At 66.1% G+C, this 14,086-nt stretch carries 13 protein-coding genes and 1 pseudogene; 13 read left to right on the top strand and 1 reads right to left on the bottom strand.

The features are described from left to right. Positions 1-15 precede the first annotated feature (15 nt). The 6 genes from A5747_RS24205 to A5747_RS24180 all read left to right on the top strand — a co-directional run bounded on the left by A5747_RS24205 (position 16) and on the right by A5747_RS24180 (position 4,284). Complete coding sequence (locus tag A5747_RS24205) at positions 16-804, top strand: helix-turn-helix domain-containing protein (RefSeq protein ID WP_076129002.1); 789 nt, start codon at positions 16-18, stop codon at positions 802-804. Next, entirely contained in the window at positions 801-1,637 is an 837-nt protein-coding gene (locus A5747_RS24200) for a C40 family peptidase (protein WP_139333402.1), read from the top strand. The genes A5747_RS24205 and A5747_RS24200 overlap by 4 nt, the downstream gene beginning before the upstream one ends. 47 nt (positions 1,638-1,684) lie before the next feature. After that, complete coding sequence (locus tag A5747_RS24195) at positions 1,685-2,047, top strand: DUF4226 domain-containing protein (RefSeq protein ID WP_076128998.1); 363 nt, start codon at positions 1,685-1,687, stop codon at positions 2,045-2,047. Between the two features lie 135 nt (positions 2,048-2,182). Next, positions 2,183-3,607, top strand: a complete 1,425-nt coding sequence (locus A5747_RS24190) for a DUF4226 domain-containing protein (RefSeq protein ID WP_076128996.1) — start codon at positions 2,183-2,185, stop codon at positions 3,605-3,607. A gap of 51 nt (positions 3,608-3,658) precedes the next feature. Then, positions 3,659-3,976, top strand: coding sequence for an ESX-1 secretion-associated protein (locus tag A5747_RS24185; protein ID WP_076128995.1), 318 nt, complete (start codon positions 3,659-3,661; stop codon positions 3,974-3,976). After that, a complete protein-coding gene (locus tag A5747_RS24180; protein WP_076059975.1) occupies positions 3,973-4,284 on the top strand; it encodes a DUF2694 family protein in 312 nt (103 codons plus the stop codon). Before A5747_RS24185 ends, A5747_RS24180 begins: the two co-directional genes overlap by 4 nt. An 8-nt stretch (positions 4,285-4,292) precedes the next feature. Here A5747_RS24180 and A5747_RS25315 read toward each other — a convergent pair whose 3' ends face one another. Beyond that, positions 4,293-4,436: a hypothetical protein gene (locus A5747_RS25315; protein WP_175611321.1), complete on the bottom strand. Its 144-nt coding sequence runs from the start codon at positions 4,434-4,436 to the stop codon at positions 4,293-4,295. An 82-nt stretch (positions 4,437-4,518) separates the two neighbouring features. On the opposite strand from A5747_RS25315, the pseudogene A5747_RS25850 reads away from it, so the two are divergent. The 7 genes and pseudogenes from A5747_RS25850 to A5747_RS24150 all read left to right on the top strand — a co-directional run. After that, a pseudogene (locus tag A5747_RS25850) lies at positions 4,519-4,852 on the top strand (hypothetical protein); the annotation flags it as partial. An 11-nt stretch (positions 4,853-4,863) separates the two neighbouring features. Beyond that, a complete protein-coding gene (locus tag A5747_RS24175) occupies positions 4,864-6,330 on the top strand; it encodes a DUF5631 domain-containing protein (protein WP_369805195.1) in 1,467 nt (488 codons plus the stop codon). A gap of 73 nt (positions 6,331-6,403) precedes the next feature. Continuing rightward, on the top strand, positions 6,404-6,721 hold the full coding sequence (locus tag A5747_RS24170; RefSeq protein ID WP_076059972.1) for a DUF2710 family protein: 318 nt from the start codon (positions 6,404-6,406) through the stop codon (positions 6,719-6,721). Between the two features lie 51 nt (positions 6,722-6,772). Continuing rightward, positions 6,773-8,269, top strand: coding sequence for a type VII secretion protein EccB (eccB, locus tag A5747_RS24165; protein ID WP_076129094.1), 1,497 nt, complete (start codon positions 6,773-6,775; stop codon positions 8,267-8,269). A 3-nt stretch (positions 8,270-8,272) separates the two neighbouring features. Further along, a complete protein-coding gene (gene eccCa / locus A5747_RS24160) occupies positions 8,273-12,355 on the top strand; it encodes a type VII secretion protein EccCa (RefSeq protein WP_076128991.1) in 4,083 nt (1,360 codons plus the stop codon). A gap of 193 nt (positions 12,356-12,548) precedes the next feature. Then, positions 12,549-12,860: a PE family protein gene (locus A5747_RS24155; RefSeq protein ID WP_369805191.1), complete on the top strand. Its 312-nt coding sequence runs from the start codon at positions 12,549-12,551 to the stop codon at positions 12,858-12,860. 7 nt (positions 12,861-12,867) lie between these two features. Further along, on the top strand, positions 12,868-14,085 hold the full coding sequence (locus tag A5747_RS24150) for a PPE domain-containing protein (RefSeq protein WP_076128989.1): 1,218 nt from the start codon (positions 12,868-12,870) through the stop codon (positions 14,083-14,085). Position 14,086 lies beyond the last annotated feature (1 nt).

Raw genomic sequence — 14,086 nt, 5'->3', positions numbered from 1 at the left:
TGGCCGGAGCCTGCGGTGAGCCGTGAATCGGCCGGTGCCGCCATCCGCGCGTTGCGCGAGTCGCGCGATTGGTCGCTGGCAGAGCTCGCCGCCGCGACCGGCGTCAGCGTTATGGGACTGAGCTATCTTGAGCGCGGCGCTCGCAAGCCGCACAAAAGCACAGTTCAGAAGGTTGAAAATGGGCTCGGCTTGCCGCCTGGGACTTACTCGCGGCTGTTGGTGGCCGCCGATCCGGATGCCGAGCTGGCCCGGCTGATCGCGGCGCAGCCGCCCGAAACCATGTCCGCGCGGCCGGCCGGCGCGGTCGTCGTCGACCGTCACAGCGACACCGAAGTGCTGGAAGGCTATGCCGAAGCGCAGCTCGATGCCCTCAAATCTGTCATCGATCGGCTGCCGGCGACGACATCAAACGAATATGAGACGTATATTCTCTCTGTGATCGCGCAATGCGTGAAGGCAGAGATGCTGGCCGCCAGCTCATGGCGGGTCGCCGTGAACGCCGGAGCCGATTCGACGGATCGGCTCATGAGGCACTTGCGGTCGCTCGAGGAGACGCGCAGCGCTCTGCTGGAACGCATGCCGGCCAGCTTGAGTGCGCGGTTTGATCGGGCATGCGCGCAGTCGCCGTTGCCGGAGCCGATCATCGCGGCATTGCTCGGTGTCGGCAGCGACGAGATGTGGGACATCCGCAACCGCGGGGTCATCCCGGCAGGCGCACTCCCCCGCGTTCGAGCTTTCGCCGACGCGGTCGAGCCGACCGACCAGGGCGCGACCGACCAGGACACGGGTGAGGGGGAATCGTGATCGGAAGTGACATCGAGGCATTGACTCGTGCACACCAAATGTTTGCCGGCGGCACTCGGCGCGCGACGCTGGACGCCGGCATCGGCGATTACCGTAGATTGCTGTTGCGCAGTGCCGAGCTGAATAGTGGTGTGGCCCAAGCTGATTACCAGGTTTTAGCCGATCGCAGCAGGGAAGCATTGCTGTCGGCGGGGCGCACGGATGCCGCGGCGTCAGGCGTCATCGCGAATGCCCACCAGGACCGGGCACAGGCCCGCGAGCTGACCAAGAGTGTTCTCGACGAAGCCCGCGCCGACGCCGCGACCACCCCTATGACCCCGATGGCCCAGCGTGAGGCGATGCGGCGTCGTGCCGCGCGCCTGCGTGCGCAACGGGCGCACATCCTGTCGGCTCGCTTGCGCGCGCGACGGCATTCGCTTGCACTGCGGGCGCTGCGATACCGAATGCTCCACCACCGCGGTCCCGGGTTGGCCGGTCTGCGGCTGCCGTCGCCAAGCGGTCGTGCCGGAATCGCGGTGCGCGCCGCCTTGTCGCGACTGGGTCGGCCCTATGTCTGGGGCGCGACGGGCCCCAACCAGTTCGACTGCTCGGGCTTGGTCCAATGGGCGTACGCGCAGGCGGGGATTCACCTGGACCGCACTACGTACGAGCAGATCAACGACGGTATCCCCGTGCCCCGATCGCAGGTCCGGCCGGGTGACCTCGTCTTCCCCCATGCCGGACACGTACAACTGGCCATCGGCAACAACCTGGTTGTCGAGGCGCCCTACTCGGGTGCCTCGGTACGGATCAGCCCATTGGGCAGTAACGTTCAGATCCGCCGACCGATATGAGAAGCAGGACCACCCAGGTCGCCTGGGCAGATGAATAGGTTGAACCCATGTCGGAACCATCCGGGCCTTCGGTAGCCGCCATTCAGGCACGTCAGGCTGCACTGGCCGACCAACACGGCACGGTCGCTGAGGCCGACCGCGCGCTCACGGAAGTCCTTGCCAGCGCCCATGCAGCGATCCAGGAGAGCCTGCGGCGGCTTGACGCGATCGCCGACGAAATCGAACGCGCCGCCCCGGACCAGGACCACCTCGCCGTCGATACCCCGATGGGCGCCCGCGAGTTTCAGCGGTTCCTGGTCGCCAAGCAACGCGAGATCGTGGCGATCGTGGCAGACGCGCACGAGCTGGATCGCGCGAAAACTGCTGTCTTGGAAGGATTACGGGCGCAGTACGCCAGCTCTGCGGGCTAGCCCGATTCGTGCGATCAGTTCATGCACAGGCCCGCCGTGGTGAATTGTCGGCGAGTTCGCGCCTGAGTACTGTCACCCGGCATGGAGGGGACGCGACACCGCCCGCACTGGGGCGCAGCGCTGTTCGCCTAGACGATGTCGACATATGACGAACTACTCGCCACGGTCAAACGTGTGCGCGACCGCACCGGCGATCCCAACGCCTGGCAGACCGGATTGACGCGAACCGAGTTGACTGCCGTGGTCACGCCAACCACACGATCGGAACAACTCGACGCGATCCTGTTCAAGATCCGACAGCAACACCCCGACCTGTTCGATGCGAGGACGCTGCCGGGTTCGCCGCCGGCGCCGTCGGACCGACAGCAGGGTGCCGCCGCCGAAGCCATCGCGGACGCTGAAGCCGCTCTAGCACACCAGAATTCGGCAAGCTCGCAGCTAGACTTGCAGGTGGTTTCGGCCATCATGAATGCGCACCTGATGACCGTCGAGGGCAGGGACGCGCTGACCAAATTGCAGCACGAGACCGAAGCGGCGGTGCAGACGCGATCGGATCTTGACACCCCGGCGGGAGCGCGTGATTTTCAGCGGTTTCTCATCGGCAAGCTCAGAGACATTCGGTCCGTGGTCGCGAATGCAAGTCTCGATGACACGTCGAAGTCAGCCTTGATGGCCGCGTGGACATCGTTGTACGACGCTTCCAAGGGTGGGCCGAGCAACCCCGGCGAGAGCCCGCCGGTGCCGGGCGCCCCCACGAGTGCACCCGTGCGCGGCGCTACCCAACAGTCCGCCGATGTTGCGGGCTGGGATCCACTATTGGATTCGTTGTTGGCTGACGATCCCGGTTCGCTGGGCGGGGATTCATCGGACCCGTATTCGACACCGGGCTCCACCGTGCCCGCGGCGCCGTCGGCGCCGGTTCCGCCGAGCATTCCCAACTTTGGCGCGGGTTCGCTGCCCGGCACGCCTGGCTCGCTGGCCGGTTGGAGTGGCCCGGGTGGGTTACCGCTTGTCGGGTCGCAGGAGCCGAGCGATCCGGGGCCGCGCGGTCTGGACGACAGCGGGTTGCTGGCGTCGGAAGAGTCCGACCCGACCGATCGCGACTCCGGCGAGGAGGCCGATACCCATAAGGACGACGCGTCAACGGATGAACGCGATCCGCAGACCGCGGGTCCGACAACGGTCACTTTGCCCAATGGCGAGACGGTGACGGCGGCCAGCCCGCAGCTGGCCGCGGCGATCAAGGCCGCGGTTGGCGGAGCACCGATTGCGGATGCATTCCACCAGCAAGGAATTACCATTCCCCCACCGGGAACGGCGGTAACCAACCCGATCGAGCCGCTGCAGCTCGCACCGGGTGATATCGGGATGTTCACCGATCGCCACGCGCTTGCCCTGGGCCACGATAAAGCCCTTCTCGACGGGCAGATTCAGCACATCGCCTCCGTAAGCGGGCCGAGCTTTCTAGGCTGGGAGCATCCGCCGGTGGCGGCCGCGACCGCGCCGGATACGACCGACACACCGGCACCCACCCGCCCGGCGGGGACGGCGACTACCTGACAATAGTGATCTCGCCGCTCTCACCGGCGGCGCATGAAGAGGAGACAGCGGATGGCAGATCGAATCCATGTGGTGCCCGCACATTTGCGCGATGCCGCCGCGCATCATCAGGACACCTCCGAGTACCTGCGCACCGTTCCGTCATCGCACCCCGCAATCCAGGAGAGCCTGGACTCGCTGGGGCCCATCTTCAGCGAAATGCGCGACGCCGGACGCGAGCTGCTCGAGCTAAGGCGCCAGTGCTACGAGCAACAGGCCAACGATCACGCCGACATGGCGCGCAAACTGAATACCTCGGCGGCGGTCTGGGACCAGCACGAGGAAGATGCGGCCGGAAAGCTCGGCGGCATAGTCGACGGCGGTCGATGACCGACGCCAATCCCGCTTTCGACACGGTTCACCCCAGCGGACACATCCTTGTCCGCTCTTGCCGCGGCGGATATATGCACAGCGTCGCGTTGAGCGAAGAGGCAATGGATACCGACGCCCAAACCCTGGCAAAGGGCATTCTTTTGACCGCCGATGTGTCGTGTTTGAAAGCGTTGCTGGAAGTTCGCGACGAAATCGTGGCCGCCGGGCACACGCCGTCGACGGCCGTGCCTACCCCGCACGATCTCGATGCGGCGATTGAGAAACTGTTGGCGCACAAGCTGCGCCGGCGAGATGACGCGGGTTAGGCCGACACTTAGATGACCCAGGTCTTGGCGATGTCGGGATCGGGAGCGATGTCGGTCGGCGGCTCGATGGGGTTGGCGCCGAACAACTCTCGCGCGCGGCTCAGCAGAGCGCGGACTTCGTCGAGTTGCTGCTGCAGCGCAGAATCAGCCATGCCCTCACGGTACTCAGGCCCTCGGATCTGCACAATTCACCTTCCGAATAAACGATCTGCCGAATGCCGGTAGGCTTAGCCCGTGGCCATCTTCGGTCGGATAGCGGCGCGTCAGCGCCTCCGGAGAGCTACCCGGGAATCATTGGAGATACCGGCCTTCAGCTCTCAGATCGACTGCACCCCTTGGGTGACAGGCGGGCTTTGGCCTGCCGAACTGTCGACGATTACCGGCGAAACAGCCGCGCTCGCAGACTATCTCAGGGCTGACCTGCAGCGGATTACCCGTACTGCGAACGACGAGCTCAAGGTCATCAAGCGGGCCGACATGACCGATTCCGCACGGGAGGCGGAAGAGGCCCGAGTCATCGACGAAGCTCGTGCCCACGCCCAGCGCCGAGTCGAATCGACGCTTCGTCATGTGCGCGCGATGCGCGCCGAGATGCTCGCGGGCCACCGGCGCCCGCAGGTCAGACAACGTGTGACCAGGAGGGACATCCACGAGACGCAAGTCATACCCGCCGTTAGGGATGTGGAGCCCGCCGTTGCCGCACCCTCGGATGCCGCACCGGCGCCGGCGGAGCCAGCCGAGGGCGACCGCCACGAGGCGCCCACAGCTCCCCCGGTAGCGACTGCTCCGCCAGCCGACGATCGCGACGAACCCCAGGTTTCGGCGGCTCGGCATCGGGCGCCCGACGATGACGACGCCGTCACGACCGTTGTTGCGCCGGAGTCGACGACCGAAGAGGCTCCGGACGTGACCGAGGCCGAACAGGCCACGGAGACCGAAGCCGCGGAGAGCGCCGAGGCCGAGAAGACGGAAGAAGCCGCCGAGGCGGCCGAGGCCGAGGTGGCGGTGGAGCGCGAGGACGCCACCCAGGTCATGGAGGCCATCGCGCCCGAGGCCCCGGAGCCGGAGGCCACCGCGCCGGAGGCCCGCGAGGCGGAGACCGCAGAGCTGCAGATCGTGGAGCCAGGGTCGGTGGAGCCGGACGTCGCGTCTTTGGCGGAAGAGTTAGAAGCGCCACGCGAAGCGGAGCCTGTGCAGGCTGAGACCGCAAAGCTGCCGATCGCGGAGCCCGAGCCCGTGGAGGCACAGACCGCGGAGCTGCCGATCGTGGAGCCCGAGCCCGCCGAGGCAGAGCCCGCGGAGCCGGAGCCGCCGGCGGCGGTGGAGGCCCCTGCAACGGTCGAGACCCCGGAGGCGCCGGAACCCCCGCAGGCCCCGGCGGCCGTTGAGGCCCCCGCTGTGGCCGAATCCGACGACGAACGATTGCAGCGGCTCCTCGCGTTCGTTGTCCACCAAGAACCACAGTTGAACTGGGCGGTCGGCGATCTCGCGGACGGGACGACGCTATTGGTCACCGACCTTGCGCACGGGTGGATCCCGTCGGGCATCACGCTTCCGGCAGGCGTTCGGTTGTTGGAGCCCCGGCGTCGCCGCGGCAAAGTCTCCGCACTGCTCGACGAGGCGACGCGAATGGCGACCTACACCCCCGGCGATTTCATAGGCCGCTCGGACGACGTGGCCGCAACGGAACCCTCGGTGCAGCCGCGTGAGCTGCCGCCGGTCGATGATCTGGGATGGGAACTTGGTCGGGCGACGCATTGGCGCGACGGATTGCCCCGGCTGGTGCACACGTTGGCCAAGGCCGCGGCGGCGGGCACCGGCGTCGTAGAAGAGGAAGTCGACTTGCTGCGGGTGCACCTCGACACCGCCCGCTACCAGCTCTTGGGCCAGTACCCCGATATCGCACCCGCGCTCTTGCTCAACTGTTTGTTGTTGGCCGCCACCGAAAGCCTCGTCGCCCGGGACGCGGTGTCGGCGAACTATCACTTCGCCTGGTTTCAGAAGCTCGACGCGCCGCCGGCGAGTCAGTGGACAACCAAGCCGTGAAGGTCCGGCCGCGTCGTGGCCGCCCCCAAATCATGAATTGACGCTGGTTGGAGGGGTCGACGATACTGTCAACGTGTCGGGATCGGGCAGTCGCGCGAATCTGAGCGACAAGGATCTCGTCGAATCGGTTTTGCGTGACCTGAGCGAGGCTGCCGACAAGTGGGAAGCGCTTGTCGCGCAGGCCGAGACAGTCACGTACAGCGTGGACTTGGGCGATATCCGCGCCGTTGCAAACTCCGACGGCAGATTGCTCGAGTTGACTCTGCATCCGGGCGTGATGACCGGCTACGCCCACGGAGAATTGGCCGACAGGTTGAACCTCGCGATCGCGGCCCTCCGCGAAGAGGCGGAAACCGAGAACCGGGAAAGGTATGGGGGCCAGTTGCAGTGATGTCGGTGTCGATGCAGCAGATCCGCATCGACCGCCGAAAGGAGAATGACCGTGCCACTCAATCTGTCCAACCGGGACCAGAATTCGGGGCACCTTTTTTACAACCGGCGATTGCGTGCCGCGATCACCAGGTTCTCAGTGCGGATGAAGCACGACGATCGCAAACAGCAAGCGGCGGTGGCGCTGTCGATCGTGCTCGTCCTCATCGGCCTCGGCTGGATGGCGCTCCTCCACGTCATGAAGCCCGCGGGTTTGGTCGGCCAGTCCGCCATCATCGGTGACCGTGACACCGGCGCGGTCTACGCGAAGATCAACGGACGCCTCTACCCCGCGCTCAACCTGACCTCCGCGCGGCTCGCGATCGGCAACGCGAGCGCGCCCACCTGGGTCAAGGCGAGCGAGATCGCGAAGTACCCGACGGGTCCCATCATCGGGATTCCCGGTGCGCCGGACAGCCTGCCCATCACGGCGAGTGCCGTATCGGCATGGTCGGTGTGCGACACCGCCGCTACGCGAGGCAGCGGAACCGCTCCGGTGGTGACCTCCATCGCCGGCCAGCTCTCGCCGTTCGGCCGGTCGGCGGCCATGGGCCCGACGCAGGCCATCCTCGCGACCCACAAGGGCGCGACCTATGTGATCTGGAAAGGCCAGCGATCCCGCATCGACCCGACCGACCGATCGGTGACGTTCAACCTCGGCCTTGACCCCGGCGTGACGTATCCGATCGAAATCTCGAATGCACTTTTCGATGCGATGCCCTCGACGGAACCCCTTGTGTTGCCCGCGATTCCGGGACAAGGCACACCGTCTCGGTGGCTGCCGGGCTCCCCAGTGGGCAGCGTGCTGGAAACCCGCGACGCCAGCGGCACCGTCAACGGTTTCTATGTGCTGTTGCCGGCCGGCGTCCAAAAGATCACCAGTTTCGTCGCGGACTTGTTGCGCACCGCCAATTCGGAGGGTTCGACGACACCGATCCTGATCGGGCCGGACAAGCTGATCCAGATCCCGGTGGTCGACGTGCTCGACGTCGACTACTACCCGTCGGGAAAGATGGAATTTGTTGACACCTCCGCCAACCCGGTGACGTGCGTCGGATGGGAGAAGCAGCCGGGCGACCCGCAGGCCAGGATCACCGTCTTCAGCGGGCGGGGATTGCCGGTCTCGATCGCCATGGACGATCGCATCGTCCATCTGGTCCGCGACGACCGCGACCCCAATTCACCTGAGGCGCAACAGACATTGATGCTGCCGGGTGCGGCAAACTTCGTCGCGACGACAAGCGGCGTCAGCACCTCCGACAGCCGGGAAAGCCTGTACTGGCTTTCACCGCAAGGTGTTCGGTATGGGATCCAATCGGATCAGCGCACACTGAAGGCACTGGGGATGGATCCACGCCTGGCCGTCCAAGCGCCCTGGCCGATAGTGCGTACATTCGCGCCCGGGCCGGCGATCAGTCGCGATGCCGCGCTGGTGTCCCGCGACGCGGTGTCCGGAGGCGGAGCCGTGGCGCCCATTCCCGATTCCAACGATCAGGCGAGCGGGGGTTAAGCAATGTCCAAACGAGGTTTCGTTAGGGGCAGGCGCAAGCCGCCACCGAGCGTTCCGCCCGTCCGGGTGGCCGTCGCCGCGCCGCTGGCGCTGCCCGAGCGGGAGCCGCGCAACATCCTGCTGATGATCGCGCTACCCGCGCTGCTGGTTGGGATCGTCGGCACGTTGGTGGTGATGTACGCCTCGGGGATTCGATCGTTGCAGTCGGGGTTCTTCCCGATGATCGGTCTCGTCGGCTTCGGGACCCTGATGTTCAGCGGGCGCTTCGGCCGAGGTCGCCGAATCAGTTGGGGGGAGCAGGAAAAGGCACGCCGCAGCTATCTACGCCAACTGGACGAAGACCGCGAGGAAGTCCAGCGCGCCGCTCAGGAACAGCGGCGCAGCCAGCTTTTCGTGCACGGTGATCCACAGAAACTGGACACCGTCATCGGCGGTCCGCGGATGTGGGAACGGCGCGTGGCCGACGCGGATTTCCTCGACGTCCGCCTGGGCATCGGCGTGCAGCAAGCCAGCGAATCGGCGGTGTCACTGCAGTGGCCTGACGTGCCCGTCGGGGAAGAGCTCGAACCGGTAACCGGCGGCGCGCTAAGGGATTTCATCCTCGAACAGAGCAAAATTCGCGGAATCGGCAAGGTGCTGAGCCTGCGGGCGAAACCCGGATTCAGCTTCATCGGCGACGACCCGGGCGAATTGCATAGTCTCGCGCGCGCGATCCTGTGCTCCCTGGCCGTCTACCACGGCCCCAACGATCTGAAGCTGATGGTGGTCACCCGTCATCCCGAGCTGTGGTCGTGGATCGTGTGGCTCCCGCACAACCAGCACGACGAGATGTTCGACGCGTGCGGACTGCGCCGGTTGGTGTTCGCGTCACCGACCGAACTGGAAGAGGCACTCGACTCCGAACTGCACCGCAAGGGCCGCGGACCGTGGGCGCCACCGGTGGGAACCAGCCCCACGTCAATGCCGTCCCCGATGGAGTCGGCCCCTGGGCTGGCGCTAGGCCCGCACTGGGTGATCGTCGACGACAACGTCGGCACGCCCGAGCAATGGGAGGGCGTGACCGGACAGAAGGGCATGGCCGGCATCACCGTGTTGCGGCTGGCGACGCGGCCGGGCGTCGGCGTCGGGTTCACCGACGACAGCGAGCGTTTCGGCCTGCACGAGGGCAGGCTCACGCACCGCGGCACCTTCTATGCGGTCGCGGATATGCTCGCCGAGAGCACCGCCAATCGATACGCGCGAGCGCTCGCCCGCTGGTCTCCGATGACCGCCGGGGAATTGTCGGAGACCGACAGCCAGGGCGGCGAATTGCTGCGGGCGCTGGGCATCAGCGATCCGCGCGAGTTGGACGTCGACAGGCTTTGGGCCGAAAGCCGCGGCCGCGGCGACCACAAGTGGGCGATGGTGCCCGTCGGCGTCAAGCAGGGCGGCGAGCTGCAATACATCATCCTGCGTGCCAAAGACTTTGGTGGCTTCGGGTTTCACTCCGTCGTAATCGGAACGTCGGGCTCGGGCAAGTCGGAGTACTTCCTGTCCCTGTGCAGCGGGATCGCGCTGACACATTCGCCGGAAACGTTCATCGTGATCTTCGTCGACATGAAGTTCGAGTCGGCGGCCCAGGACCTACAGGGCTTTCCACACGTGGCGGGTTCGTTGTCCAACCTCGGCAAGGATGACCGTCATCTGGCTGAGCGCATGCGCAAGGCGATCAACGGCGAAATCGCCAGGCGTTACCGCCTTTTCAAGGAAGCTGGCGCGCGTGACGCCAACGAGTACGAGGAGATGCGCCTCGCCGGCCGCGACCTGGAGCCGGTCCCGATCCTGTTGGTGATCATCGACGAATACCTCGAGTTGTTCATTCATCATCCCGAGTGGATTGATCTGGTCATCCACATCGGCCAGGAGGGTCGCGGCTGTAACGTCTTCTTCACTCTCGGCGGCCAGCGATTGGATCTGTCGTCGCTCAGTAAAGCCAAGAGCAACATCGCCTTCCGCGTAGCGCTGCGCGCCGAGACCGCGGAAGATTCCCGTGACGTGATCGGTAGCGATGCGGCGCTGCATCTTCCGTCGAAAGAGAACGGGTACGCCCTACTCAAGGTGGGGCCCCGCGACCTGGAGCAGTTCCGGTGCTTCTACGTGTCGGCACCGTTCGTGGTGCCCAAGCGCGTGGTCAACGTGAATAAGACTGTGGACGTTAGCTTTTCCCAACCCCGCGCCCTTACCTGGGCATACCAGCCTCTCAGCGAAGCGGACAGCGCAGCCTTAGCCGTCGCCGACGAGCCCGAGGAGCCCGACGAGTTCCTCTTTCACCCCGACGGATTCCGCAAAAAGAAGCTCGTCGACGTCATCCGGGAGTCGCTGACCTCCCATCCCGCCCGTCCCCCGCACCAAATCTGGCTTCCGCCTTTGGAAATCAGCGAGCCGATCGATGCGCTCGTGGCGCGCTGGCGCGGTAAGCCATGGCACGTCGACTACGGCGAGAACACCGGACTTGTGTTCCCGGTCGGCATTGTGGACATTCCCGAAGAGCACGATCAGAGGGTCCACATCATCGACGCCGAGATGGACAACGTCATGGTGGTCGCGACAGCTCAGCGCGGCAAGTCCACCACGCTGATGACTTTGATGGCCTCGGCGGCGCTGATGTATCGGCCCGAACGGGTCACGTTCTTCGGCATCGGGGCGTCGCTTTACCCGGTCGAAGACCTGCCGCACGTGGCGTCGGTCGTCAGCCAAACGGACACCGAGGGCGTGTCGCGGACCATCGCCTCGATCGAGGGATTGATCCTGGGCCGCGAGGCGTCGTTCAAGCAATACCAAATCGACATCTCCGAATTTCGGGAACGGCGATTCGGCACCGATGCGGCGGGAGCCGGCACCGATCCCGACGACAAGTTCGGCGATGTGTTCCTTGTCGTCGACAACTTCAGCGACCTCTACGAGAAGGATCCCTCCATCGGGGACCGCCTCATTGGGATCGCGCGCCAGGGCTTGTCCTACGGCGTCCACGTCATGACCAGCGCCACGGCGTGGTTGGTGGGCCAAAAGCAGGGGCTGGTCAACGTGTCGAACGCGCGCATCCAGCTCCGGTTGAGCAATCCCGACGAGACGCAGATGGGTGAGGGCTTCGAGCGCAGAAAGGCCGCTCGCAACACGCTGGACCGGCCGGGCTTCGGCGTCACCCGGCAGGGCCACGAACTGCTCGTCGGGATGCCGGAGCTCACGTCGGCCACCGGCGAACGAATTGCGACGCGTGCGATGGGCGCGGTCATTGCCGAAGTGACCGGTGCGGGCAGGCTGGAGAGGTTGGCGCGACTTCCCGAGCGGGTTGAGCTCGGCCAGATTCTCGGCGCGTTCGCGGCTACCGCCGAGGCGGCCGACCCGCTCAACGTCCCCTTTGCGATTGGCGAAAGCGCTTTGCAGCCAGTGGTTTTGCCGGCGCGAACGGTGCCGAACATGCTCGTCTTGGGCCGGCAGCTGTGCGGGAAGACCACGACCTTGGCGGCATTCGGGCAGGCGATCATGAGCCGGTTTGATCCCGGACAGGCGCAGATCACCATCATCGATCCCAAGACGTCGCTCATCGGCAAGATCCGCGGTCCGCACGTGCGCGCCTACGCCTACACGGCTGACGACGTCGACGAGGTGATCGAGGGATTGGCGGCGATCATGCGCGATCGCCTACCCCCGTCAGGTCTGAGCCAGGAAGAGTTGCTGAGCCGCAGCACATGGGAAGGTCCGCACCACTTCGTCCTGATCGACGACGAGCAGGAGCTGCGGCCGCACGGGATCATCGGCAAGAATGCGGCGACCGCCCCCCTGTGGGGGTTGATCGAGCGCAGCCGGGAGATCGGCCTGCACGTGATCGCTTCGCGTCTGCCCGGCAACTGGGCCGGGATCTCGGTGACCAATCCGTTCCTGCAGAAGCTGACCAGTTCTCGAGCACCCACCTTGTTCATGGACAACGACCCGGCAGCGGTCAAAGTGTTCGGCCGGGTCAGCGCCCAGCAACTTCCGCCCGGGCGTGGCCTGCTGGTGACAACCGACGGGGCGATGGAAGGAGTGCTGGTAGGAGACCCGGAATAGTGTCGTCCGAACGGGATGGCCGGTCACGCCAGTAAATGCCGCCGCAAGGGTGAGTCGACACCCATCTGCGACGACCTTAGAATCAGGCAATTCCGCCGATTCTCAGCGGACACAACTTACCTGGTGGGAAGCTCGAACGTAGGGGGTATCACCCCTAGGGTGAACCGGGCAATGAAAGCACGGAGGCAGAAAAATGACCGGGATGTTTGAAATGGTTCCAGGCGCCGTCGACCTGTCGGCAGCCGCAGAAGCTGGGATCAGCGAGGAGATGGCGGCCACGACTGGGGCCGGCGCTGCCGCACTCACCGGGGTCACCCCGATGGCTCCCGACGCTGACTCCGCGGAGTTCGCGGCCGCGCTCAACGCCGCCGGGGCCGCCTACCTGACCACCGCGGCAGAGCACGTTGCGCAGCGGGCCGGCTTCTCGGGCGCGCAGAGCCTGGCTTCCGCCACCACGGACGCCACCGAGGCGGCGCGCGCAGCCGCCAGCGCGCTGCCGTTCTAATCCGACTATGGCCGATCCCAGGTGGACCGGTCCGCCCGAGCTGGTCGCGCTGATCTTCGAGGCGGGCAATCCCGCGTCGGTGATTGCCAACAACGCGGTGTGGGTCACCGAGACCGCGAACAAGGAACTCGCCGCCGGCCTGTCTACCGTCAACGCGATGGCAACGTCCGCGAGCTGGCACGGTGTTAGCGCGCTCGCCTCCCTGGTCGCCAACACCGGGCTCAACGTCGGATTGCACACCCTGGTGGGCTGGACGGCGCACAAGATCAGCGTCACGCAGTCCGCCGTGGAGGCCTTTACGATCGCGCGGTCATCGGTGATCCCTTCGGTGGTGCCCACAACCAACCGCAGGGAAACAGAGGTGTTGACCGCCACGAACTTTTTCGGTCAAAACACTCCGGGAATCCTTGAACGAAACGGCGAATATTACGGGCATCACTGGCCGCACAATTCGAGCGTGGGCTGGGCGTATTCCGCTGCGCTAAGCGTGTTGTCCGCCGCGCTGGCCGTTCCCCCGCCCCTGGCTCCGATGGGTGCGTCGCCGGCTGCCCCAGCGGCGGCGGCCGCGTCGGTGGCCCAATCCGCGGCGACGAGCGGGATGCAAAACGCCGTGCAGGCGTCCAGCCAGGCTGGCCAAACCGCGGGAGAGGCTGGGTCGGCACCTGCGGAGGCGGGTAGCTCGATGAGTTCGCTGATGCAGCAGCCCATGTCGATGGTGTCCGGGTTGATGCAACCGCTGCAGGATGCGTTCAAGGCGCCGATGGAGGCGGTTCAAAGCTTCGGCAGCATGCCGCAGGGGCTCATGTCATCAATGACGGGGATGTTCTCGGCAGCCGGGGCGCCGAACGCCGCTTCGGCCGGTGCGCTTGCGGAACCCGTGCTGGCCGGTGCCGGGGGCGCGGGCGGAGCTGGTGCCGCGGGTGTGGGCGGCGTCGGCGGTGGAGTCGGCGGATTCCCTGGTACCGCACTCACCAGCTACACGCGCCCCACCAGCAGTTTCGAGCCGGAGACCGGCGGCAGGCCGACCAGCCTGCGCGCGGGCGTGCTCAACGCCGCCGAGGTGCGCGGTCCCACCGCCTCAACCGGGATGGGCGGTAGCGCGATGCCGATGTCGCCGGCGGGCATGCTGGCCCGTGGCGCCGGAGGCGAATCGGACAAGGAAGCCGCCGTGACGCGAGCGCGGGTCGTGGTCGGCGGCGACCCGACCGATCCGCAGGACGCGTAGG

This window comes from Mycobacterium sp. IS-836 (assembly GCF_001954275.1).
GTDB lineage: Bacteria > Actinomycetota > Actinomycetes > Mycobacteriales > Mycobacteriaceae > Mycobacterium.
The sequence above is the reverse complement of the archived record's forward strand: the minus strand, read 5'-3'. Positions and strand labels throughout refer to the sequence as shown.

What these genes read in the sequence shown, in the direction of transcription:
- A5747_RS24155 (WP_369805191.1), top strand. Translation starts at nt 12,549, where the DNA reads ATGACCGGGATGTTTGAAATGGTTCCAGGCGCCGTCGACCTGTCGGCA.
- A5747_RS25315 (WP_175611321.1), bottom strand. Translation starts at nt 4,436, where the DNA reads ATGGCTGATTCTGCGCTGCAGCAGCAACTCGACGAAGTCCGCGCTCTG.
- A5747_RS24185 (WP_076128995.1), top strand. Translation starts at nt 3,659, where the DNA reads ATGGCAGATCGAATCCATGTGGTGCCCGCACATTTGCGCGATGCCGCC.
- A5747_RS24195 (WP_076128998.1), top strand. Translation starts at nt 1,685, where the DNA reads ATGTCGGAACCATCCGGGCCTTCGGTAGCCGCCATTCAGGCACGTCAG.
- A5747_RS24190 (WP_076128996.1), top strand. Translation starts at nt 2,183, where the DNA reads ATGTCGACATATGACGAACTACTCGCCACGGTCAAACGTGTGCGCGAC.
- A5747_RS24180 (WP_076059975.1), top strand. Translation starts at nt 3,973, where the DNA reads ATGACCGACGCCAATCCCGCTTTCGACACGGTTCACCCCAGCGGACAC.
- eccCa (WP_076128991.1), top strand. Translation starts at nt 8,273, where the DNA reads ATGTCCAAACGAGGTTTCGTTAGGGGCAGGCGCAAGCCGCCACCGAGC.
- A5747_RS24150 (WP_076128989.1), top strand. Translation starts at nt 12,868, where the DNA reads ATGGCCGATCCCAGGTGGACCGGTCCGCCCGAGCTGGTCGCGCTGATC.
- A5747_RS24175 (WP_369805195.1), top strand. Translation starts at nt 4,864, where the DNA reads ATGCGCGCCGAGATGCTCGCGGGCCACCGGCGCCCGCAGGTCAGACAA.